Source organism: Streptomyces sp. RFCAC02 (assembly GCF_004193175.1).
In the GTDB taxonomy this organism is placed as follows: domain Bacteria; phylum Actinomycetota; class Actinomycetes; order Streptomycetales; family Streptomycetaceae; genus Streptomyces.
The window spans coordinates 2,376,524-2,398,822 of record NZ_SAUH01000001.1; the positions used below are offsets into that span (position 1 = coordinate 2,376,524).

Below are 22,299 nucleotides of genomic sequence, written 5' to 3' on the forward strand. Positions count from 1 at the left end.
ATGCGTACCGCCCCGCTGCACACCCTGCCCTTCCACCCGCCGGCCGCCCCGCTGCAACGGCGACTGTGGCTGACCACGCAGTACGCCCGGGAGAAGCCCGCCTACAACCTCGCCTACGGCTGGCGGGTCGACGGCCCGTTCGACCCGGCCGCCTTCCACGCCGCGCTGACCGTCATGACGACCCGGCACGAGGCGCTGCGCAGCACGTTCACCCTGCGGGAGGGCGAGCTGCTGCGCGTCGTCCATCCCGAACTGCCGCCCGACTTCACCCTCGTCGAGGACGTCGCCGAGTCCGATGTCCGTGAACTGGCCCGGCAGGAGGCGACGACCCGGTTCGACCTGGGCAGCGGCCCGCTGCTGCGCTGCCGGGTCCTGCGGCACGGCCCGGCCCTGCACAGTGTGCTGCTCACCGTGCACCACATCAGCGTGGACGGCCGGGCGATGGGCGTCGTACGGGAGGAGATCGCCGCCTGCTACGAGGCGTTCGTCCAGGGACGGCCCCACCCCCTGCCGCCGGTCCACCGCCAGTTCTCCGACTTCGCCGCCTGGCAGCAGGAGGGGCTCGACACCGGGCGCTTCGACCCCCAGATCGCGTACTGGAAGGAGCGGCTCGCGGGCATCACGGGCCCCGCGCCGCTGCCGTTCCTCAAACCGCGGCCCGCGGTCCGGGGACGGGAGGGCCGCTGGGAGGAGATCCTCTGCGACGTGCCGCTCACCGAGGCGGCCCGCCGGCTCGCGGTGGGCGCGCGGACCAGCGTCTCGACCGTGCTGATCGCCGCGGTCGCCCGGTGGCTCGCCGGCGAGACGGGCCTCGGGGAGGCCGTGCTCGGGATGTCGACGGCCGGGCGGTCGCTGCCGGAGTTCGACCGCCTGGTGGGGCTGAGCACGAATACCCTCCCGCTGCGCATCCCGGTCACGGGGGCGGCACCCGAGCGGCTGATCGGCGAGACGCGTTCGGTCATGCTCGCGGCGATGGAGAACCAGGACGTGCCGTTCCCGCTGCTGATGCAGGAGATCGGGCTGCCCCGCGCCCTGCCGGTCAACCCGCTCGCCCAGGTCCTGGTCGCCCTGCGCGACGGCCTCGGCCAACCGCTGCTGCTGGCCGGCGCCGAGGTGACACCGCTCCCGGCGGCGGCCCTGACCAGCACCACCGACATGACACTCGAACTCGACCCGCGGCCCGACGGGACGATCCGCGGCGGGCTGCTGTACTCGCCGGAGCTGATCGACCCGGCGGTGGCGGCACGGCTCGCGGCGGGTCTGGTCGGCGCGCTGGAGGACATGACGTCGCGACCGCGCGGGCAGAGGCCCCCCGCCGGCCCCCCGGAGCCCGGACCGGCCGCCGATCCCGTACCGTCCCCCGCTTCCGCTCCCGTCACCGACGCCCTTCCCCCGGCGGCCGCCGATCCCTCGGTCCGTCAGCACGCCGCCGAACTGTGGCAACGGCTGCTCGACGGCGCGGACCCGGCGGACGACGACGACTTCTTCGCCTCCGGGGGCGACTCGCTGCTCGCCGCCGAGTTCATGGTGCTGCTCGGCGGTGCCCTGGACTGCTCGCTGCCGCTCGACCTGCCGGTCGGCCGTCCCACGTTCGGCGCGCTCGTCGCCGCCGTGACCGAGCAGCGTGCCGGGGCGCGGCGGTGACGGCGATCGTGGTCAAGTACGGGGGCGCCGCGATGGACGGCGGGCGCCTGTCCGCCACGGCGATGCGGGACCTGACCGTACTGGCCCGCGGCGGCCGGCGGCTCGTCCTGGTCCACGGCGGCGGCCGTGAGGTGACCGAGGAGGCCGCCCGGCGCGGCCTGGCCCCGCGCTTCGTGGACGGCCTGCGGGTCACCGACCCGGAGATGATGGACGTCGTCCGCATGGTGCTCGTCGGCCGGATCAACAAGGACCTGGTCGGCCAGCTCCGGCGCGCCGGCGTACCGGCGATCGGCCTGTCCGGCGAGGACGCCGGCCTGCTGACGGCGCGGACGCTGCTGGTCGACGGCGTCCCGAGGCTCGGCCGGGTCGGCGAGGTGGCCGCCGTCGACACGAAGGCGCTGACCATGGCGTGGGACGCGGGCCTGCTGCCGGTGGTCGCCGGCGTCGCACCCGACGCGGCTGGCCTCCCCCACAACCTGAACGCCGACACCGCCGCCGCGGCACTGGCCGCCGCGCTGCCCGCCGAGCGGCTGGTCTACGTCAGCGACGTGGAGGGCCTGATGGCGGACCCGCCCGATCCCGCGTCGGTCATCCCGCGCATGGCCAGCGCGGACCTGGCGGCCCTGCTGCGCGACCGGCCGCCACGCGACGGCATGCTGCCGAAGCTGTCCGGAGCCCTCACCGCACTGCGCTCGGGCGTCCCGATCGTCCGCCTGGTGGGCGACCACGCACTGCTCAGCGCATCAACCACCGACACAGGACGGGGCACCACTCTGCACGTCTGACGACGGCCGTTCGGGACGCTCTGCGGCATCATGTCGCCGTGAACTTCGAGACACTGATAGACGTCTGGCAGAGACTCCTCCGCAACTCCCCTCATTCGTGGGTCCTGTTCGAGCACGGCACGTGTGTCGTGCTGACCACCCCCGAAGGGGAGCCTGCCGAGCAGGCCACCGCTCTCCTGGAGGAGTTCGGCCCGGTGCACGCCGGCTCTCCGGCGGGAGACTTCCGGGTGATCGACCTGAAGGACGCCGAGGGGTGGGCCGTCACCGGGCATCACAAGGACGTCCTCACCTACGTCGGCCCCGACGAGCTCGACGACCGGTCGACTGTCACGGTCGGACTGCTCGGACGTGCCAAACGCGATCAGGACGGCACCGAACTGCACGTCGTCCACGTCGAGGACAAGCGGGACTGACAGCGGACAACCTCAAGCGAACCTCTGAACCGGCCCACCGGACCACCGCACCCCTACTCCATACGCCTACGTATGGCTACGCTCACCGAGGTGCCCTCCCCCGCAGACCACGCGCGGGAGAGGGCACCTGCCACGCCGTTCCCGCCGGGCTCCGGGAATCACCCCACGGCCGCGACGGCGCGGATACGGCGCCGGAGTTCCGTCGCTCCCGCGTGCCCGCGCAGATCGGGCCGGTCCGCCAGGTCGGCTTCCAGGCCGAGGAGCGTGCCGCGCGTGTGTCCGGACCGGACGGTCGCGGCATAGGCCAGGAGCGGGGTCGCCGTGACGAGGGTCCGTTCGATGTCGCCCCTCCGCAGGCAGGAGCGCGCCAGCCACACGCCGTGCAGAAGGGCGTCCCGGTCCTGGACGTGTTCGGCGTGGGCTCCGAGCCACGGCGTGATCAACGGGTCGGCCTCATCGAGGAGCGCGGTGCCGTCATCACCGGCGAACGCGGCGGTGATGAGCGTCTGCCCGGTGACGACGCGGAGGTCGGTGAGCCAGTACAGCCACGGTGGCCGGGTGGCAAGGGTGTCCGTATCGGCGAGGTGGGTCAGGGCCTCGTCGGTGGATCGGCGCATGCCGTGGACATCACCGACGGCGGCGCTCGCATGGGCGTGGCGCGCGCTGGCGAGCGCCCGGGTGGCCGGCGGGGTACCGCGGGCCGCGGTGATGCCGGCGTTGGCGAGGGCGATGGCCTCGCGGTGCCGGTGCATGCCGATGGCCTGGTAGGTCATGCAGCCGAGGATGTGCGAGATCAACGCGGCATCACCCACCTCGTGCGCCGCTGTCAGCGCGGTGCGGAAGTAACGCTGACCAAGCCCCTGCTGCCCGGCATCCATGGCCATCCACCCGGCGGTCTGGGCGAGTTGCGCCCACAGGTGGACGGTGCGGGTACGGGTGGCCCGGCTGTCGAACCGCCCGGTGCGGACGTAGTCGGCCAGCATGGTGTGGTGCCGGTGCGCGTGCGCGAGGGTGGAGACGTCACCCCCCTCCGCGTCATCGCACCCAGCCCGATGAGGGTCTCACCCCTGGTCCCCAGAGAGATGTCAGGGAGACGGATTCTCCGACTGCTTCTCCGATGACGTGAGCGGTGATTGTGGGGAGCGGCTCCCTGGGGATACGCCCCTTGAGCCACTCCGCGACGGTGGAACGCGCCGCATAGGCGGGACCGAGCACGTGATTGAGTTCGCAGGCGAGCCGGCCCGGACTCCATCCCAGCTTGTCGAGGTAGTGCCTGAGCTGTGCGTTCGGCCCGTCGCGTCCAGCCATGTCCCGTCCCCTTGAGCCCCCGAGGGAATCGGAGGATAGCGAGCGACGCGGCTGCCCGTACCCGTCGCATGACAACTCCCGACCCGATGCCGCCAAGTCGGCGCACGGGCGCGGATATCGGGCTCAGTCGACGCGTCCTGGGAGCTGACCGATCTGAGAGGTGTATACGGGGCTCCCCTTCTGGATCCGGTGATGGCCACCTCGTACCTGACATGTCTTCCGCACTACTCGGCGCGCAGTCTCCTCCGGGGGGTCGCTCACCTCACGGAGCGTGCAACAGCCCATTGGCGGCCCGGTGGGGGGTTGCGTATCGACTACCCGCTTCCCGCGGCGCACGTGTCGCCGCGCCGGCTCCGGACGGGAGCCGATCCTGTCGCCTACTTCGATCACCATCTGACGCAGGTCATCGCCCGTCGCCGCTTCGACCCGGCCCGCAGCGCGGTGGAGTGCTCGGGCGGACTCGACAGCTCCACCGTGGCGCAGAGTCTCGCCGCCGCGGTACGGGAGCCGGTCAGGGTGGGGGCTCTGCACATCGGTGGGCCGCCCGGGGAACAGCAGCTCAGACGGCGGGCCGAGATGGCCGAACGGGCCGGGTGGGGAGCTGACACGCTGGTGCCGATGGCCGACCATCTGCCGTTCGCGCCTGGCGGGCCTCGGGCCGGCGGAGCGCTTGTCGGCGTCGAGGGTGCTTACACCGAGGCGCTCGGCGTCCTCTATTCGGCCTGGCGTGACGCAGGCGTCCGCTGGGTGTTCACCGGGGTGGCCGGTGACGAACTGCTGGGTTTGCGGCCGGAGGAACGGCGGCAGATCGGGGACCCGTGGCGTGTCCAGGAGTCGGGAGACTGGCTGGGCGACGCAGCCCGTACGGCGCTCGATCTCGTCGGCCGTGATCTGGCGCCCGCCTCGGTGCTGTTGGTGTCCGCGCTGCAAGGACTGGCGACGCATTCACCCGGCGCGTTGCGGCACGGACTGTGGCCGGTGAACCCTTTGGCCGAACCGGCATTGCTGCGGTTCGGGGAGTCCCTGCCGCTGGAGTGGCGCCGGCACAAACGGCTGCTGAGGGTACGGATGGAGCGACTCGGTCTGTCGCAGGAGGTCACCGACCCGCCGCTGCGGGAGAACTTCGGCCCCGACCTGGAGACGGCCATGGCCGTGCACGGGCTTCCGCTGCTGGACAGCCTGATGGATGACTCGGCCCTCGGCCGGGCGCGGCTGCTGGATGTCGCAGCCGTACGGCGGGCCGCCCGCGCGGCACGTGGGGACGGGGCGCTGGCACGGCGGTTGTACCGTCCACTGATGCTGGAGGTCGCCGTGCGGTCGTGGAGCCGCGCGTGACGTTGGAGGGAGGTGAGAACGAGGAGCTCACCCCCCTCCAACGGGTCAGAGGTCCCCCGCCCTCCACCGTTCCTCCTCGGCGCGCAGGGCGTCCGGGTCGGGGAGCCGTTCCCTCACCGTGTCCAGCCAGGAGTGCAGCAGTTCCTCGAAGACGTCGTCATTGGCGGAATGAGGTCCGTCATCGACGGCGAAGAAGGCGAGAAGCCGGCGGGCCGCAGGCTGGTCGCTGGCACAACCGCACAGAGTCGCCTCGCGGAAGCCGTCGATCCGCCGCCCGCTCCGGTTGTCCCAGCTGTGGCGGAAGCGGGCGGTCAGCAGCACCGGCTCCCGGCATGCCCGGCAAGCGGCGGCGGGAACAGACCGCATGAGAAGTCCGCTCAACAGGCTCGTTCCGCCGGTCATGCGACGCCCACCCACGCCTCCGCTCCGAACGCGCCCTTCACGTCGCTGGCAATGGTCGTGGAATTCACCTTGACCGGCAGCGCGTACAGCGTCGTCTTGTGCATTCCGCGGACCTTGAGCTGCACGGGGGAGTCTCCCGGATGAGCCTGGAGGATGCGCTTGAGTTCGCCGACGGACTGTTCGGTGAGACGGTTCCACGGAAGGGAGAGCTGTACGGGGGGCCGCCCCCCGTGCTCCGCCGAGGAGACGTCCAGGATCGACAGTTCCCGGCCGAAGACGTTGAGCGTGCCGTCGCGGTCCTCGATCTTGCCCTTCACGCTGATGACGTTGTCCTCGATCAGGGCGTGCGAGACGAGCTGGTAGGACGCCGGGAAGAACAGGACTTCGATGGTGCTGTCCCGGTCCGCGAGCTGGACGATGGCCCAGGCGTTGCCCTGCTTGGTCATCTTGCGCTGAATACCGGTGATGAGGCCGGAGAGCTGCACGTCACCGCTGGTACGGCCGGAGGTGTGCAGTTCGGTGATGGAGCAGTCGCGCGCACCGGCGAGGATGTGCTCGGCGCCGTCCAGAGGATGGGCCGAGACGTACAGGCCCAGCATCTCCCGTTCTGCGGCGAGGAGCTGCCGGCGTGACCACTCCGTCTCGTCCACGGGGAAGTCGAGGCCGAACGCGGTGTCCTGGTCACTGTCGTCGGCCAGACCGGCGAAGAGGTCGTCCTGACCGAAGGCCGCCGCCTTCTTGACGGGGATGATGGCGTCGATGGCGTCCTCGTGGATGGCGGAAAGCCCTTTGCGGGACTGGCCGAGGGAGTCGAAGGCCCCGGCCCGGATCAGTGAGTCCACGGCCCTCTTGTTCAGCGCGGGCAGGTCCACCTTGTCGAGGAAGTCGGCGAAGTCGGAGTACTTCCCCTTGGCGCGGCGTGCCGCGATGATCGCCTCGATGACGTTGTCACCGACGTTGCGGACGGCGCGCATCCCGAAGCGCACGTCCTCGCCGACGGCTGTGAACTGGGCGACGGATGCGTTGACGTCGGGCTGGAGGACGTTCACACCGTTCTTGCGCGCGTCCGCGAGGTAGATGGCGGCCTTGTCCTTGTCGTCGCCGACCGAGGTGAGCAGGGCGGCCATGTACTCGGCCGGGTAGTTCGCCTTGAGGTAGGCCGTCCAATACGCGACCAAGCCGTAGCCGGCGGTGTGGGACTTGTTGAAGGCGTAGCCCGAGAAGGGGAGCATGACGTCCCACAGCGCCTTGATGGCTTCGTCGCTGTAGTTGTTGGCCTTCATGCCTCCGGAGAACTTCTCCCACTCGGCGGCCAGGACCTCGGGTTTCTTCTTGCCCATCGCACGGCGCAGCATGTCGGCGCCGCCCAGGGTGTAGCCGGCGAGCTGGCGGGCGATGGCCATGATCTGCTCTTGGTAGATCAGCAGGTGGTGGGTGGAGCCGAGGATGGGGTCGAGGGCTTCCCTGAGTTCCGGGTGGATCGGCTCGTGTTCCTGCTTGCCGTTCTGCCGCAGGGCGTAGTTGGTGTGGGCGTTGGCGGCCATCGGTCCCGGCCGGTAGAGCGCGATGGCGGCGGCGATGTCCTCGAATCGGGTCGGTTCCATCAGCCGCAGCAGTGCCCGCATGCCGCCGCCGTCGAGCTGGAAGACACCGAAGGTGTTGCCGTCGGCCAGCAGACGGTAGGTCTTGGCGTCGTCCAGGGGGATGACGACGGTGCTGTCGTCTCCGTCCATGGGGTCCACGGTGGCCAGGTTGATGCCCCGGTTCTCCCGGATGTTCGCGAGGGCGTGGTCGATGACGCCGAGGTTGCGCAGCCCGAGGAAGTCCATCTTGATCAGGCCCATGGACTCGCACGACGGGTAGTCGAACCCGGTGATCTTCGCGCCGTCGGATGCCCGCATGTGCAGCGGGATGCGGTCGGTCAGCCGCGTCTTCGACAGAATCACCGCGGCAGCGTGTACGCCCGTGCCGCGGGTCAGGCCCTCGACCCCGCGGGCCGTGTCGATGACCCGCTTGACGTCCGGCTCGTTCTCGTACAGCGCCCGGATCTCGCCGGCCTCGCCGTAACGCGGGTGGTCGCGGTCGAAGATGGCGTCCAGCGGGGCGGACTTGCCGTTCTGGTCGGGCGGGAGTGCCTTGGTGATCCGCTCCCCGTGGGAGAACGGGTAGCCCAGGATGCGGGAGGAGTCCTTGATCGCGTTCTTGGCCTTGATCTTGCCGAACGTGTTCACCATGGCCGTGTACTCGTCACCGTACTTCTCGGTGACGTAGCGGACCATCTGGTCACGCTGGCGGTCGTCGAAGTCCAGGTCGACATCCGGCGGGTTGATCCGCTCGGGGTTCAGGAACCGTTCGAACAGCAGGCCGTGCTCCAGGGGGCACAGCTCGGTGATGCGGGTGGCGTAGGCGACGATCGAACCGGTGGCCGAGCCGCGCCCGGGGCCCACCGGGATGCCGTTGTCCCGCGCGTGGCGGCAGATGTCGGCCACGACGAGGAAGTACGAGGAGAAGCCCATGGGGCCGATGACCGACATCTCGGTCTCGAACCGCTCCATGACGTGGTCGGGGATCGGGTCCCCGTACCGCATGGCCAGTCCTTTGAGGACCTCCTTGCGCAACCACGATTCCTGCGTCTCGTTCTCGGGAACGTCCGGGAACTGGGGCATCTCGTCGACGTAATCGAATACCGCGTCGTACGCCTCGACACGCTCGGCGATCAGCAGCGTGTTGTCACAGGCCTCCGGGATTTCCCGGAAAAGGGTGCGCATCTGCTCGGCGGTTTTGAGGAAGTAACCGCTGCCATTGAAGCGGAAACGATTTGGGGCGTCCTTGTTCTTCCCCACGCCGATGCACAGCAAGTTGTCGTGGGCATCGGCCTGGTCTTCGGTGATGTAGTGCGCGTCGTTCGTGGCCAGCAGGGGAATGTCCAGGTCCTTGGCCAGACGCATCAGCCCGTCACGGACGTCCCGCTCGATGTCCAGGCCGTGGTCCATCAGTTCCAGGAAGTAATTCTCCCTGCCGAAGATCTCCTGATAGGTCGCGGCGACCTTGCGGGCGTCGTCGTACTGGTTCAGCCGCAGCCGGGTCTGCACCGCACCCGAGGGGCAGCCGGTGGTGGCGATGATGCCCTCGGCGTGCTCCGCGATCAGCTCCATGTCCATCCGTGGCTTGCCTGCCGGGAACTGCCCCGTGTAGGACGCCTCGGTGGACAGCAGGAACAGGTTCCGCAGGCCCTGCACGTTCCGCGCCCACATCGTCATGTGGGTGAACCGGCCACCGCCGGAGACGTCCTTCGAGCCCTCCCCGTCATCGCTCATCGCCCGCCGGCCGCCCGGGCCCCAGAACTCCTGCTGCCGGGCGCGGCGGGACGAGGGGGCGACGTAGGCTTCGATGCCGATGATCGGCTTCACGCCGTCGAATCCCTTTGCAGTCTGCTGGAATTCGTAGGCGCCGAACATGTTTCCGTGGTCGCTCATGGCGACGGCGGGCATCCCCTGCCTCGCCACCTCTGCAAACATCGGCTTCAGCTTCTGCGCGCCGTCCAGCATCGAGTACTCGGTGTGATTGTGCAGGTGAACAAATGAATCCGGCACGGACGGGACCTCCGGGGGCGGTGGGAGAAGGCCCCACGATAACGCCGCACAGCCCGCCGTTCGCGGCCGACGGGGCACTGTATCGAACCCGTTACTCCGCCCCAGGTCAGCGAGGCGTGACTTCTCTCGCCCCGCCCGAACCATCCGACTGAGGACGAGAAGTCACTCTTATGCGCGAATCCGCACCACGACTGTGCTGACATCCGATCAGCGCATCATAAGAATGGATCTTCGCCCTTTCTCCCATGACCCGGGACAGCCGCCGACCGCTCATCGAGGTCACTCCTGCTGAGCCGCACGGCTGCCAGGATGTTCGGTGTGACGGTGATCAACGGGGTGGCCCTTGGGACTGTCCAACGGCGGGCCGTCTGGCGCCGAGGATCAGGTCCCGGTGTGATGTCTGTGTGCCGTCGGGCAGTTCGTCCGGGGAGAACCATCGTGCCTCCAGGATCTCGAAGGAGTCGATCGTGAGGTCGCCGCCGACCAGGGCCGCCTCGTAGGCCACTTCGATCCGCAGCTTGTAGCCGCTCTTCAGGTGCACGAGCCGGCCGGCCTCGACCTCCAGTCCGGTCTCTTCGCGCACCTCGCGCACGACCGTGGCGCCGAACTCCTCGCCCTTGGCCGCGTAGCCCGTCGGCAGGCCCCACTGGCGCCCCTCCGGCCACATGCGGTGGCGCAGCAGAACGCGCCCGGCGTCGTCCCGTACGACGCCCGTCACAGACCATGAACTTGGCGTGGGCGATCCACAGCACCCGCCACTGCATGGGGCCTCGGATGATGCGCCACAGGCGTGCGATCAGTCGTTTCATGTCGTGCCTCTTTCGGGAACGACCGAGGGCTGTCCAACGGCGGTGTTCCCGGCCGTGTCACGGGGTCGGGGGGAGGTCGAGTTCGGCCCAGACGGTTTTGCCGACGATGCGCGGGCGGGTGCCCCAGCGGGACGAGAGGCTGCCGACCAGCAGCAGGCCCCGTCCGCCGGTCTCCTCGTCGCCCGGGAGGCGGGGTTCCGGCATCCGCTCGCCGCACGCGTCGGAGACCTCGATCCGCACCGCGCCGGCCGTCAGCCCCAGCCGCACGCGGAACAGCCGTCCTTCCACGCGGCCGTGGAACATGGCGTTGGTCGCCAGCTCACTGACGATGATCGCCGCGTCTCCCGCCAGTCCCGGCTGGGACCACTCCTCCCCCACGATCCGCGCCGTCCGCAGCCGCGCGAGGCGCACGCTCCCGGCGCTCGGCGTGTAGTCCAAGTGGTCCTCACACAACAAGCGCCGTTCCGGTTCAGGGATGAGATGGGGATCGCACACAGACCTCTCCTCACGGTCGTGGTGACTGCGTGATGACCGAAGGTAAGGGGCAGATCGGTGCGGGAGCAACGGATCTGGGGAATATCTTCCCCAACGAGTGAACGGATTCGACGCGAGGCGCCCCGGGGTCGCAAACTGTTCGCCGTGAGTCCCACCCCTTCCACCGGCAACCGCACGTCCACCGTTCTGGGCCGGAGACTGGGCGGTGAGCTGCTGCGTCTGCGCGACGCTGCGGGAATGACTCAGCAGCAGGCCGCCACGAAGCTGAGCGCCACAGCGACCAAGGTCGTGAAGATGGAACGCGGTTGGGTGCCGATGCGCGACCCCGACATCCGCGCCCTGTGCGCCGCCTATGGGGTGACGGACGCGGGGATCGTCGACCAACTCTGCGAGCTGGCACGCCTGGACCGGGAGCGGCGCAAAGTCAAAGGCTGGTGGACGCGGGCCACTTGGTCTGCTCCACTACGGGAATACATCGCGATTGAGCAGGTAGCCACTCGTATCCGCAGCCTGCAGATGAGCGTCGTACCCGGGCTGTTCCAGACGCCCGACTACATCCGTGCCCTCTTTCTCGGAGGCACCGATCGCGTCCCTGCCGAGCTCGAGGAAGCGGTCGACGTACGGATCAAACGGCAGGAACGCCTGTACGGTGATTCGCCTCTCGTCTTCCACGCGGTCGTCTGGGAGGCGGCACTGCACCAGGTCATCGGCAGTCCGGAGACCATGGCTCACCAGCTCGCGCGCCTGCAGGAAGTGTCCGATCTGCCGAACGTCCGCCTCCAGATCCTCCCTTTCGGCTCCGGTGCGACCGGATGCCCGGCCACCGCCTTCACCATTCTGTCGTTCGCGCCGACCGGCTCGATGGATGTTGTGCACGCGGACGGACTTTCCACCAGCTTCATCGCCGAGAATCAAGAAGACAGCACCGCCTACAACGACTATTTCCAACGCACGTCCGGCGCGGCCTTGGACCCCGCGAGCTCACGTGAGCTGCTCAACGAGATCCGGAAGGACATGATGTCCCGTGCCTAGTTTCGTCTTCGCGAAATCCAGCTTCAGCGGCCAGCAGACGGGCGATGAATGCGTCGAGGTGGCCGTCAATGTGCCGGAGGTCGTTGGGGTGCGGGATTCCAAGGTGCGGGGGGCGGTCCCGTCGTCACGGTCGGTCCGCCGGCGTGGCGTGCGTTCGTCCGTCGCCTCGGCGAGCAGGAGCGGTGACACAGCGAGAAGCGCCCCGCCCGCCGTTTCCGGCCGGTGGGGCGCTTCTCCGTCTGTGCGCCGCCAGGGACTCGAACCCCGGACCCGCTGATTAAGAGTCAGCTGCTCTAACCAACTGAGCTAGCGGCGCCTGCTGACGTCGTACTTTAACCCCTCGGGTGGTGGTCGGACCAAATCGGGGGGTCGGGCGTCAGTCGTAGAAGAACAGTTCCAGGTCCTCGACGGAGCCGGGGCCGGTCAGGAAGCGTTCGGCCCGGGCGATCTCGTTCTCCGGCGGTGTACGGCCCTCGCGCAGCCCGGCCGCCCAGCGTTCGCCCTGCTCCCCGATCGCGTAGATCCCGGACAGCAGCACGGCCATCCCCGCCGGGCGCGGCGGGGTCTGTCCCGCCACGGGCCGCAGCTCCCAGCCGCCCGCGCGGGCGGCGAGGCGCAGGACGCCGGCCCAGTTCGCGATCCGGCCGACCCGCACGTGCCAGGAGTCCCCGGTGAACGGCGCCGGCCGGCCGCCGTGGAGCGCGTTGGTGGCGGCCGTGATGTCCGCGATCACCCGCCGCTCCACGGCGTCACGGACCCAGCGGCCGTCCTGCGCCTCGTCGACGGCGGCCGTCCACCACGCCCACGCGCCGTCCAGCCGGGCGCCGAACGTGTCGGCGGCGCCCACCGTCACCCCCTGGGGTAGCGGTCGAGCCAGGCCGGGGACGAGTCGGCCGGGCCGTGCAGCGCCGCGCCCTGCGTCATCTCCATGGCGAAGTCGTCCGCCAGCTCCAGGATCGCCGCGCGGCCCTCCAGCTCCGCCAGCCACACGGGCGGCAGGGCCGTCTCGCCGTGGAGGGCGCCCAGGAGGTTGCCGCAGACCGAGCCCGTCGAGTCGGAGTCGCCGCCGTGGTTGACGGCGAGCAGCAGGCCGTGCGCCATGTCCTCGGCGACCAGCGCGCAGTACACGCCGATCGCGAGGGCCTCCTCGGCCGTCCAGCCCTCCCCCAGCGCCTCCACGCGCTCCGGGCTCGGCAGCCCCTGCCGCACGGCGCCGAGCGCCTGCTTGAGGGCCGCCGTGGTCTCCTCGTGCCCCGGCCGGGCGGCGAGCATCACCAGCGCCTTCTGCACGGCCGTGTCCAGGTCGTCGCCCAGCACCAGGGCGTGCACGATCGCCGAGAACGCGCCCGCCGCCAGCACGCCCGTCGGGTGGCCGTGGGTCTGCGCCGCGCACTCCACGCTGAGCTGGAACACCAACTGCGGCTCCCAGCCCACCAGCAGCCCGAACGGCGCCGACCGCATCACCGTGCCGCAGCCCTTGGAGTCCGGGTTCTTCGGCTGCTCCAGGGTGCCCATCACGGCGTCGCCGAGGCCGGTGAGGCAGGCGTTGCCCGGGGCGCGGCGGGAGTACAGCCACTCCTGGCGGGCCAGCCAGCCGTCGGTGGCGCGGCGCTCGTCGGGTCCCCAGTCGCGCTGGGTGTTGAACCAGCGGCGGTAGGCGGCGTGCAGGTCGGTCGGCGGGTGCCAGGCGCCGGTGTCGCGGCGGACGTGCGCCCGTATCAGGCCGTCGACGGTGAACAGCGTCATCTGCGTGTCGTCGGTGATGGCGCCGCGCCGCCCGTACGCCGGCACGTAGTCGGTGACGCCGGCCGGGCCGTGCGCCGCGCGTATCTCGGCGAGCGAGTCGAACTCGACGCCCGCGCCCAGCGCGTCGCCGATGGCGCCGCCGAGCAGGCAGCCGCGGACCCGGCTGCGGTAGTCCTCCTGGTCGGAGCGCCCCCACAGCCGGCCGCCGCCGGCCGGGGCGCTCACCGCTCACCGCCCAGCACGGGCAGCAGGCGCGGCAGCCGGCCGTCGGCGGCGAGCGCCCGCTCGACGCGCTCCGGCGGGACCTCGCCGTAGGTGGTGGTGCGCAGCCTTGAGGGGCGGCCCGCCGCGTCCGCGATGGCCCGCAGGTCGGCGACCGAGCGGTAGGAGCCGTAGTTCGAGCCTGCCATCCGGGAGATCGTCTCCTCCATCAGCGTGCCGCCCAGGTCGTTGGCGCCGGAGCGCAGCATCATCGCGGCGCCCTCGGTGCCGAGCTTGACCCAGCTGGTCTGGATGTTGGTGATGTGCGGGTGGAGCAGGAGCCTGGCCATGGCGGTGACGGCCCGGTTGTCCCGGAGGGTGGGTCCGGGGCGGGCGATGCCGGCCAGGTAGACGGGGGCGTTGGTGTGGACGAACGGCAGCGTCACGAACTCGGTGAAGCCGGCGAGGCCCTTCTCCTCGTTGCGCCGCTGCACGCGGGCCAGGGTACGGAGGTGGCCGAGCCAGTGGCGCGGCTCGTCCACGTGGCCGTACATCATGGTGGAGGACGACCGCAGGCCCACCTCGTGCGCCGTCGCGACGACCTCGATCCACGTGTCGGCGGGCAGCTTGCCCTTGGTGAGGACCCAGCGGACCTCGTCGTCCAGGATCTCGGCGGCCGTGCCGGGGATGGTGTCGAGGCCGGCGTCCCTGGCGGCGGTGAGCCAGTCGCGGATCGACAGGCCGGTGCGGGCCGCGCCGTTGACGACCTCCATCGGCGAGAACGCGTGGACGTGCATGCCGGGGACGCGGTCCTTCACGGCGCGCACGATGTCGAAGTACGCGGTGCCCGGCAGGTCGGGGTGGATGCCGCCCTGCATGCACACCTCGACGGCGCCCACGTCCCATGCCTGTTCGGCGCGGTCGGCGATCTGCTCCATCGACAGGGTGTACGCGTCGGCGTCGGTGCGGCGCTGCGCGAAGGCGCAGAAGCGGCAGCCGGTGTAGCAGACGTTGGTGAAGTTGATGTTGCGGGTGACGACGAACGTGACGGTGTCGCCGACGACGGAACGCCGCAGGTCGTCCGCGACGCGGCACAGCGCGTCGAGGGCGGGTCCCTCGGCGTGCAGCAGGGCGAGGGCCTGGTCGTCGGTGAGGAGCGTCGGGTCGTCGGCGGCGACGGCGAGCGCGGCCCGTACGTCGTGCTCCAGGCGCTCGGGGGCGCCGGATCCGGCGGTGGGCGCGGCCAGTTCGGCGACGGCCGACCAGTCGCCGTAGACCTCGTCGAAGTCGTCCCGCCGGTCGGTGGTGCGGCCCTCGGTGTCGATGGCGGTGTGCAGGTCGGTGCGCCCGGCGGCCGTCATCGGCTCGTCGGGCTCCTGCCAGGGCAGGCCGCGCGGCATCGCGTCGGGGCGGGCGAGGCCCGTCGCCGGGTCGGCGAGGGCGGTGACGTGCGGCAGCACCCTGGGGTCGAGCCACGGCTCGCCGCGCCGGATGAACTCCGGGTAGACGGTGAGGCGTTCGCGCAGCTCGAAGCCGGCGGCGGCAGTGCGGCGCGCCAGCTCGTCGATGTGCGGCCAGGGGCGTTCCGGGTTCACGTGGTCGGGGGTGAGCGGGGAGACGCCGCCCCAGTCGTCGATGCCGGCGCCGATGACCAGGTCGTACGCGGCGTCGTCCACCAGGTTCGGCGGGGCCTGGATCCGGGCGGACGGGCCGAGGAGCAGGCGGGTGACGGCGATGGCGGCGGCCAGCTCCGTCAGGTCGGCGTCCGGCACGGACCGCATCGCCGTGTCGGGCTTGGCGCGGAAGTTCTGCAGGATGACTTCCTGGATCCCGCGGTGGGCGCGGGCCGTGCGGCGCAGCGCGAAGACGGACTCGGCGCGCTCCTCGTACGTCTCGCCGACCCCGATCAGCAGCCCCGTGGTGAACGGCACGTTGGAGCGGCCGGCGTCCTCCAGGACGCGGAGGCGGACCGCCGGTTCCTTGTCGGGCGAGCCGTGGTGCGGGCCGCCGGGCTCCGACCACAGGCGGGTGGCCGTCGTCTCCAGCATCATGCCCATGGACGGCGCGACGGGCTTCAGGCGCTGGAGGTCGAGCCACGACATGACGCCCGGGTTGAGGTGCGGGAGGAGGCCCGTCTCCTCGAGGACGCGCACCGCCATGGCCCGCAGGTAGCTGAGGGTGGAGTCGTACCCGGCGGCATCGAGCCATTCCCTGGCCTCGGGCCACCGGTCCTCGGGCCGGTCGCCGAGGGTGAACAGGGCCTCCTTGCAGCCCATCGCCGCGCCGCGCCGGGCGATGTCGAGGACCTCGTCGGGCGAGAGGAACATGCCGTGGCCCTCGCGCCGCAGCTTCCCGGGCACGGTGACGAACGTGCAGTAGTGGCAGCGGTCGCGGCACAGCCGCGTGAGGGGGATGAAGACCTTCTTCGAGTACGTGATGACGCCGGGCCGGCCGGCGGTTTCGAGGCCCGCGTCCCGCACCCGGGAGGCGGCGGCGGCGAGCCGGGTCAGGTCCTCGTCCCTGGCCTGGAGGAGCACGGCGGCCTCGGCGACGTCGAGCGTCACGCCGTCGGCGGCCCTGCGCAGGGCGCGCCGCATCGCGTTGGCCGTGGGGGGAACCGGCGGGCTGGTGTTCATGGTCCGAGCATAAGAGCGGTGTACGACATTCCGACATGGGCGGGGGAAGCCCCGGGCCGCCGGAGTGTGGCTAACCTCGGGGGTGTGGTGGAGCGGCGTACGGGGGCCGACGACGGCGGGCGGGAGCCCGAGAGCTGGACGGTGGCCGGGCATCTGCCGCCCGGGGCACCGGACTTCGTGTACGTGCCGGTGCGTGTCCCGGCCGGTGTGCGGCGGATCGACGTCGTGTGCCGGTACGAGCGGCCCGACGTGCCGCCCGGCACACCGGGGAACGCCCTGGACCTCGGCCTGTTCGACGAGCGCGGCACCGGACCCGAGGGGTTCAGGGGGTGGTCGGGCGGCGCGCGCGACCGGTTCTCCGTCGGCGCGGGCGAGGCCACGCCCGGCTACCTCGCCGGACCGGTGAACGCCGGGACGTGGCACGTGTGTCTCGGCCCCTACACGGTCGCGCCGGACGGCCTGCCGTACGAGCTGACCGTCACGCTGACGTACGGCCCGCCCGGTCCCGCCCCGGCGCGCGTGTTCCCGCCCGAGCGCGCCGCGGGGCGCGGCCGGGCCTGGTACCGGGGCGACTGCCACCTCCACACCGTCCACTCCGACGGGGCGCGCACGCCCGCCGAGGTCGCCGCCGCCGCGCGGTCCGCCGGGCTCGACTTCATCGTGACGACCGAGCACAACACCCCCGCCGGGCACGGCGCGTGGGCCGGGCTGTGGAGCGACGACCTCCTCGTCCTGTGCGGCACGGAGGTCACGACCCGCAACGGCCACCTCCTCGCCCTCGGCACGGACCCGGGCACGTTCACCGACTGGCGCCGGCGCGCACGCGACCGCGCGCACGGCGAGCCGGACGCCGCCCTCGCGCGCCACATCCGCCGGGCGGGCGGTATCGCGGTGCCCGCGCACCCGTTCGCCGCGTGCCTCGGCTGCTCCTGGCGGTTCGGGTACGCGCACGCCGACGCCGTCGAGGTGTGGAACGGGCCGTGGACGCCGGACGACGAGGCGGCGCTCGCGGCGTGGAGCGGCATGCTGCACGCCAGGCCGGACGGCCGCCGGCTCCCCGCGATGGGCAACAGCGACGCGCACCGCGAGCCGCAGGCCGTCGGCCACCCGCAGACCGTCGTCCTGGCCGACGGCCTGACGCGCCGGGCCGTCCTCGACGCGCTGACCGCCGGCCGCAGTTACCTCGCCGAGTCGGCCGCCGTGACGCTCGCCCTCACCGCGTCGGCGGGCGGCCGGGACGCGGGCATCGGCGACGACCTGACCGCGCCGCCCACGGAGCCCGTCACCGTGCGCGTCGACGTGGCGGGCGTCCCCCACGGCGACGTGCGCTTCGTCACCGATCAGGGCGTCGTGCTGCGCCACGCCCTGCCCGCGTCCGGCAGCGGCACGGTCACGTGGCGCACGACCACGGCGGCGGCCGCGCACGTACGCGCGGAGGTGCGGCATCCCCCGTCGCGGCCCGAACTCCCCGGTCCCATGGCGGGGATGACGAATCCTGTCTTCCTCAACGAAGGCCCGGCTCGATAGACTCCCACGTTCGCCCCCGCACGGGGTTCCCGACCGGCCCGTGCGGCACACGCACAGAGGTTGAGAAGCAGAGGACCCCATGGTCGATGCCGAAGTGACCACGGTGGGGCGCCCGCCCGCCCTGCGGTTCGCCGTGCTCGGACCCGTCCGGGTCAGCGCGGGGAGCAGACGCCTGCCGTCCGGCTCACCTCAGCAACGCGCCCTGCTCGCCGTACTCCTGCTGCGCAAGGGCCGCACCGCCACGGCGCACGACCTGGTGAACGCGCTGTGGGGCGAGGAGTCGCCGCAGCAGGCCCTCGCGGCGCTGCGCACGTACGCGTCGCGGCTGCGGAAGTCGTTCGGCGAGCGGCAGGGCGTCCTGGTCAGCGAACTCGGCGGCTACGCCCTGCGGCTCGCGCCCGGCGACGAGTTCGACCTCGACACGGTCGGTGAGCTGACGGCGGCGGCCGAGGAGGCGGCGGCGGCCGGCGACCCGGCGCGCGCCCACGCGCTGTACGGCGAGGCGCTCGACCTGTGGGACGGCGAGGCCCTCGGCGGCATCCCGGGACCCGAGGCCGAGGTGGAGCGCACCCGCATCGAGGAGCAGCGGCTCGTCCTCGTCGAACAGCGCCTCGACACGGGCCTGCAGGCCGGGCACCACGCCGAGTCGGTGTCCGAGCTGACCGCCCTCACCACCGCGCACCCGCTGCGCGAACGCCTCCGCGAGCTGCTGATGCTCGCGCTCTACCGCAGCGGCCGGCAGGCGGAGGCCCTCGCGGTGTACGCCGACGCGCGGCGCCTCCTCATCGACGAGCTGGGCGTCGAGCCCCGCGCCGAACTGTCCGAGCTGCAGCGCCGCATCCTCAGCGCCGACGAGTCCCTGAACGCGGCCGTCCCCGAGACGCCGAGGGCTCCGGCCCTGATCCGGCCCGCGCAGCTCCCGGCGGCCGTCCCCGACTTCACCGGGCGCGCCGACTTCGTGGCGGAGCTGGGCGCGCAGCTCGCGGCGGCCGGCGGCCAGGTGATGGCGGTGTCGGCGGTCGCGGGCATCGGCGGCGTGGGCAAGACGACGCTCGCGGTGCAGGTGGCGCACGCGGCGCGCGACCGTTTCCCGGACGGGCAGCTCTACGTGGACCTCCAGGGCGCGGGTCCGGCGCCGGCCGACCCGCAGACGGTGCTCGGCGCGTTCCTGCGGGCGCTGGGCGTGCAGGACAGCGCCATACCCGACGGCGTACCGGAGCGGGCGGCGCTGTACCGCTCGCTGCTGGACGGCCGCCGCATCCTCGCCCTTCTCGACAACGCGCGCGACGCCGCGCAGATCCGTCCGCTGCTGCCGGGCACGCCCGGGTGCGCGACGCTCGTGACGAGCCGCACGCGGCTGGTGGACCTGGCGGGCGCGCACCTGGTGGACCTGGACGTGATGAGCCCGGAGGAGGCCCTGACGCTCTTCACGCGGATCGTGGGCGACGAGCGGGTCACGTCCGAGCGCGACGCGGCGATGGACGTGGTGGCGGCGTGCGGGTTCCTGCCGCTGGCGATCAGGATCGCGGCGGCGCGGCTGGCGGCCCGCCGCACCTGGACGGTGTCGGTGCTGGCGCGGAAGCTGAGCGACGAGCGGCGGCGCCTGGACGAGCTGCAGGCCGGCGACCAGGCGGTGGCGGCCACCTTCGAGCTGGGGTACGGGCAGTTGGAGCCGGCGCAGGGGCGGGCGTTCCGGCTGCTCGGTCTCGCGCCGGGTCCCGACATCTCCCTCGCGGCGGCCGCGGCGCTCCTCGACCTGGACGAGGACGGGGCGGAGGAGGTGCTGGAGTCCCTGGTGGACACCTCGCTGCTCGAGTCGGCCGCGCCGGGCCGGTACCGCTTCCACGACCTGGTGCGGCTGTTCGCCCGGTCCTGCGCGGAGCGGGACGAGCAGCCGCCCTCCGAGCGGTCGGCCGCCGTGACGCGGCTCCTCGACTTCTATCTGGCGACCGCGTCGGAGGTGTACGCGCTGGAGCGGCCCGGCGACCGCACCGTCGCGCACATGCACCGTCCCGAGCGGCCGGGGCTGCGGTTCGACGGGGTGCGGGACGGCCTGGACTGGCTGTTCCGCGAGGCGGACAACCTGCTGGAGTGCGTACGGCAGGCCCCGGGCGGCGGGGAGCACGCACGCCGGATCGCCGACCTGCTGGTGATGTGCCGCGACCTGTACGAGTCCGGGGTGTACGCGCGGCAGTTCGTCCGGGCGGCGGAGGCCGTGCTCGAGTCCGTGGAGGAGTCGAAGCACCCGTTGGCGGCCGGCCGGATCCGCGCCTCGCTGGCCAACGCGTACGGGCTGGCCGAGCGCCTGGACGATGCGCAGACGCAGGCCGAGCGCGCGCTGCGGCTCGGCCGCGCGGGGGGCGATCCGCTGACGGTGGCGCGGGCGCTGTCGGAGAGCGGCATCCTCGCCTACTACCGGCAGGACTTCACCGCGTCGCGCGACCACCTCGACGAAGCTCTGGAAGCGTACCGGTCGTACGGGGACATCTCGGGCGAGGCCAGCGCACTGAGCAATCTGTCGCGCGTGCACCTGATGCTCGGCGCCGCCGAGGCCGCCGTGACACTCGCGCGGGAATCCCTCGGCCTGCACGAGTCGCTCGGGTCACGGCTCCGGCTGGCCAACGGCCGGTACGCGCTCGGGCTCGCACTGGTCGGCGCTGGCCAGCCGCTGGCAGCCATTCACGAGTTCGAGGTGGCCCTCACGACCTTCAGCGACGCGCGGCAGCACATGTGGTCGGGGCTGGCACTGCACCAGCTCGCCGGGCTGCGGCTGGCGAAGGGCGACGCGGGCGACGCGGCCGCTCTCGCGGAGCGGGCCATCGCAGAGCTGCGCCATGTCGAGGGGTCCCGCCGGGAGGCGGACGCGCTGACGACACTGGGCCACTGCCTGCAACGCGTCGGGCAGTTCCGCCGGGCGCACGCCTGCTGGGAGCAGGCGCTCGCGACGTACGAGGCGCTCGGCCGACCGGAGGCCGAGGAACTCAGGAACCATCTGAGCGCCGGTGCCGTCTGACAGTGCGACCCGCGAGATCCGGCCATTCATGGTTCGTTTATCGCGGGCTGCGAGTGTCGCCAGCGCAAGCCGCCGGAGGGGACGGTGCCCGCTCGTGGGCAACGCGGACGTCGTGCGCGCGCCGACGCATCCGGTGACCGCCCGGTTCTTTCAGGAAGAGGAGCAGCCCATGACCGATCTCAAGCCGGTGGACCCGAAAGCCGGACAGGACCCCGAGGTCACCCCGGACGACAGCTACATCGCGGGCGAGCCCGCCGGCGGGACCGTGAAGCCGGCCGACAGCTACATCGCGGGCGAGCCGGCGGGCGGCACGGTGAAGCCGCTGGACAGCTACATCGCGAGTGAGCCCGGCCCCGTGGCGCCCAAGAAGCCCGCCGCGCCCAAGCCCGCGGACAGCTACATAGCCGGTGAGCCTTCCTGAAACGGAAGTTGACAGCATCTAATCTGATGACCGGTCCGGTCGGCGTGTGACGTCGTCCGGCCGGTTTTCTGTTGCGCCCCCCACTCCGGCAGCAGTGAGACAGCGCCGGGACCACAGCCCGTGGCCCCGGCCGATGGAGCCGAGCACAAGGGAGATCTCCCATGACCCGTTCCCACCGCATCCTGGCGGGCGCCGTCCTCGCGGCGGCCCTCGTGGTGGCCGGCGGCACCTCCGCCGTAGCCGAGAACCACTCCCCCGTGAGTCCGGCGGACAACCACCTCACCTTCACCCCGGCGGACAACAACTTCCCCGTCAGCCCGGCCGACAACCACCTCACCGTCACCCCGGCCGACAACCAGTTCCCCGTCAGCCCGGCGGACAACCACCTCACGGTCACTCCGGCCGACAACCACATCAACGGCGACGACGCGGCGACGCTCACCGCCTCGGCGCTGGCGCTCAAGCCGAGCGACACCTACATCACCGACACCCCGGCGATCATCGGCTGACGCCCCGGCACGAACGGCCGCGAACAGCGCGATCACGGTGGCGGGTTCCCTCCGGGGGATCCGCCACCGGCGTTTATCGGGCGTTTATGGCCGGCTGCCATGCTCCTTGGTGTCCGGCCCGACCAGGGGGGTGAGCGGCCGGACTCCCGGGAGTTGTCCGGCGGTCGCGGGGGAACCGCCGGATGGCCTCCGGTCCACGTCGGTCCGGGCGGCAGGAGGGGGCCGCCCGGCCCGCGGTGAGCGGCTCGGACGACAGGAGGGGGGTCGTCCGGGCCGTCGTCATGTCCACGGCGCACTGCAGAAGCCGCCCGAGTCGTTTTGCCGCCCGCGTGCGGCGGACGTAACATACGGGACCGTACGGTGGGCGTGCGCGCCCGCCGCGGGTCACCGCCGTGGCCCGTACGTGCCCGGGCGCCGGTCACCCTTCCCC

At 71.8% G+C, this 22,299-nt stretch carries 17 protein-coding genes, 1 tRNA gene and 1 pseudogene; 10 read left to right on the forward strand and 9 right to left on the reverse strand.

The window, feature by feature from the left end:
* The 3 genes from EMA09_RS10745 to EMA09_RS10755 are packed head-to-tail and all read left to right on the forward strand — an operon-like array spanning position 1 to position 2,842.
* Positions 1-1,644 carry a condensation domain-containing protein gene (locus tag EMA09_RS10745; protein ID WP_129840846.1) on the forward strand — a complete coding sequence of 548 codons (1,644 nt, stop codon included), beginning with the start codon at positions 1-3 and terminating at the stop codon, positions 1,642-1,644.
* On the forward strand, positions 1,641-2,429 hold the full coding sequence (argB, locus tag EMA09_RS10750) for an acetylglutamate kinase (protein ID WP_129840847.1): 789 nt from the start codon (positions 1,641-1,643) through the stop codon (positions 2,427-2,429). Before EMA09_RS10745 ends, argB begins: the two co-directional genes overlap by 4 nt.
* A gap of 38 nt (positions 2,430-2,467) precedes the next feature.
* Complete coding sequence (locus EMA09_RS10755; RefSeq protein WP_129840848.1) at positions 2,468-2,842, forward strand: hypothetical protein; 375 nt, start codon at positions 2,468-2,470, stop codon at positions 2,840-2,842.
* 158 nt (positions 2,843-3,000) lie between these two features.
* On the opposite strand, the gene EMA09_RS10760 is transcribed toward EMA09_RS10755, so the two are convergent.
* Positions 3,001-3,825 carry a hypothetical protein gene (locus EMA09_RS10760; protein ID WP_129840849.1) on the reverse strand — a complete coding sequence of 275 codons (825 nt, stop codon included), beginning with the start codon at positions 3,823-3,825 and terminating at the stop codon, positions 3,001-3,003.
* Between the two features lie 628 nt (positions 3,826-4,453).
* On the opposite strand from EMA09_RS10760, the gene EMA09_RS10765 reads away from it, so the two are divergent.
* Complete coding sequence (locus EMA09_RS10765; protein WP_168220698.1) at positions 4,454-5,485, forward strand: asparagine synthase-related protein; 1,032 nt, start codon at positions 4,454-4,456, stop codon at positions 5,483-5,485.
* 45 nt (positions 5,486-5,530) lie between these two features.
* On the opposite strand, the gene EMA09_RS10770 is transcribed toward EMA09_RS10765, so the two are convergent.
* The 4 genes and pseudogenes from EMA09_RS10770 to EMA09_RS10785 form a co-directional block, all read right to left on the reverse strand.
* Positions 5,531-5,887 (reverse strand): DUF6300 family protein, encoded by a 357-nt coding sequence (locus EMA09_RS10770; protein WP_346655820.1) that lies wholly within the window; start codon positions 5,885-5,887, stop codon positions 5,531-5,533.
* Positions 5,884-9,480, reverse strand: coding sequence for a DNA polymerase III subunit alpha (gene dnaE, locus EMA09_RS10775; RefSeq protein WP_168220699.1), 3,597 nt, complete (start codon positions 9,478-9,480; stop codon positions 5,884-5,886). The genes EMA09_RS10770 and dnaE overlap by 4 nt, the downstream gene beginning before the upstream one ends.
* Before the next feature lie 328 nt (positions 9,481-9,808).
* A pseudogene (locus EMA09_RS10780) lies at positions 9,809-10,289 on the reverse strand (NUDIX domain-containing protein).
* Positions 10,290-10,346: 57 nt separating this feature from the next.
* The gene (locus EMA09_RS10785; RefSeq protein ID WP_346655821.1) at positions 10,347-10,727 is read right to left on the reverse strand and encodes an ATP-binding protein; all 381 of its coding nucleotides are present in this window, start codon (positions 10,725-10,727) and stop codon (positions 10,347-10,349) included.
* A 201-nt stretch (positions 10,728-10,928) separates the two neighbouring features.
* On the opposite strand from EMA09_RS10785, the gene EMA09_RS10790 reads away from it, so the two are divergent.
* On the forward strand, positions 10,929-11,816 hold the full coding sequence (locus EMA09_RS10790; protein ID WP_240796343.1) for a helix-turn-helix transcriptional regulator: 888 nt from the start codon (positions 10,929-10,931) through the stop codon (positions 11,814-11,816).
* Positions 11,809-12,093: a DUF397 domain-containing protein gene (locus EMA09_RS10795; RefSeq protein ID WP_346655822.1), complete on the forward strand. Its 285-nt coding sequence runs from the start codon at positions 11,809-11,811 to the stop codon at positions 12,091-12,093. The genes EMA09_RS10790 and EMA09_RS10795 overlap by 8 nt, the downstream gene beginning before the upstream one ends.
* Here the strand turns inward: EMA09_RS10795 and EMA09_RS10800 are convergent.
* The 4 genes from EMA09_RS10800 to EMA09_RS10815 form a co-directional block, all read right to left on the reverse strand.
* Positions 12,059-12,132 (reverse strand) — tRNA-Lys (locus EMA09_RS10800). The genes EMA09_RS10795 and EMA09_RS10800 overlap by 35 nt on opposite strands.
* 60 nt (positions 12,133-12,192) lie before the next feature.
* Positions 12,193-12,663, reverse strand: coding sequence for a hypothetical protein (locus EMA09_RS10805; protein WP_129840853.1), 471 nt, complete (start codon positions 12,661-12,663; stop codon positions 12,193-12,195).
* Positions 12,664-12,665: 2 nt separating this feature from the next.
* Positions 12,666-13,787, reverse strand: a complete 1,122-nt coding sequence (locus EMA09_RS10810) for an ADP-ribosylglycohydrolase family protein (RefSeq protein WP_129840854.1) — start codon at positions 13,785-13,787, stop codon at positions 12,666-12,668.
* Entirely contained in the window at positions 13,784-16,399 is a 2,616-nt protein-coding gene (locus tag EMA09_RS10815; RefSeq protein WP_129840855.1) for a bifunctional FO biosynthesis protein CofGH, read from the reverse strand. Before EMA09_RS10815 ends, EMA09_RS10810 begins: the two co-directional genes overlap by 4 nt.
* 84 nt (positions 16,400-16,483) lie before the next feature.
* Here EMA09_RS10815 and EMA09_RS10820 point away from each other — a divergent pair, with 84 nt between their 5' ends.
* The 4 genes from EMA09_RS10820 to EMA09_RS10835 all read left to right on the forward strand — a co-directional run bounded on the left by EMA09_RS10820 (position 16,484) and on the right by EMA09_RS10835 (position 21,869).
* A complete protein-coding gene (locus EMA09_RS10820; RefSeq protein WP_240796344.1) occupies positions 16,484-17,926 on the forward strand; it encodes a CehA/McbA family metallohydrolase in 1,443 nt (480 codons plus the stop codon).
* 79 nt (positions 17,927-18,005) lie between these two features.
* A complete protein-coding gene (locus tag EMA09_RS10825) occupies positions 18,006-20,939 on the forward strand; it encodes a BTAD domain-containing putative transcriptional regulator (RefSeq protein ID WP_129840856.1) in 2,934 nt (977 codons plus the stop codon).
* Positions 20,940-21,108: 169 nt separating this feature from the next.
* The gene (locus EMA09_RS10830; RefSeq protein WP_129840857.1) at positions 21,109-21,360 is read left to right on the forward strand and encodes a hypothetical protein; all 252 of its coding nucleotides are present in this window, start codon (positions 21,109-21,111) and stop codon (positions 21,358-21,360) included.
* A 161-nt stretch (positions 21,361-21,521) separates the two neighbouring features.
* Entirely contained in the window at positions 21,522-21,869 is a 348-nt protein-coding gene (locus EMA09_RS10835) for a hypothetical protein (RefSeq protein ID WP_129840858.1), read from the forward strand.
* The last annotated feature ends 430 nt before the right edge of the window (positions 21,870-22,299 follow it).

What these genes read in the sequence shown, in the direction of transcription:
- EMA09_RS10760 (WP_129840849.1), bottom strand. Translation starts at nt 3,825, where the DNA reads ATGCTGGCCGACTACGTCCGCACCGGGCGGTTCGACAGCCGGGCCACC.
- EMA09_RS10745 (WP_129840846.1), top strand. Translation starts at nt 1, where the DNA reads ATGCGTACCGCCCCGCTGCACACCCTGCCCTTCCACCCGCCGGCCGCC.
- EMA09_RS10815 (WP_129840855.1), bottom strand. Translation starts at nt 16,399, where the DNA reads ATGAACACCAGCCCGCCGGTTCCCCCCACGGCCAACGCGATGCGGCGC.
- EMA09_RS10830 (WP_129840857.1), top strand. Translation starts at nt 21,109, where the DNA reads ATGACCGATCTCAAGCCGGTGGACCCGAAAGCCGGACAGGACCCCGAG.
- EMA09_RS10825 (WP_129840856.1), top strand. Translation starts at nt 18,006, where the DNA reads ATGGTCGATGCCGAAGTGACCACGGTGGGGCGCCCGCCCGCCCTGCGG.
- EMA09_RS10770 (WP_346655820.1), bottom strand. Translation starts at nt 5,887, where the DNA reads ATGACCGGCGGAACGAGCCTGTTGAGCGGACTTCTCATGCGGTCTGTT.
- EMA09_RS10835 (WP_129840858.1), top strand. Translation starts at nt 21,522, where the DNA reads ATGACCCGTTCCCACCGCATCCTGGCGGGCGCCGTCCTCGCGGCGGCC.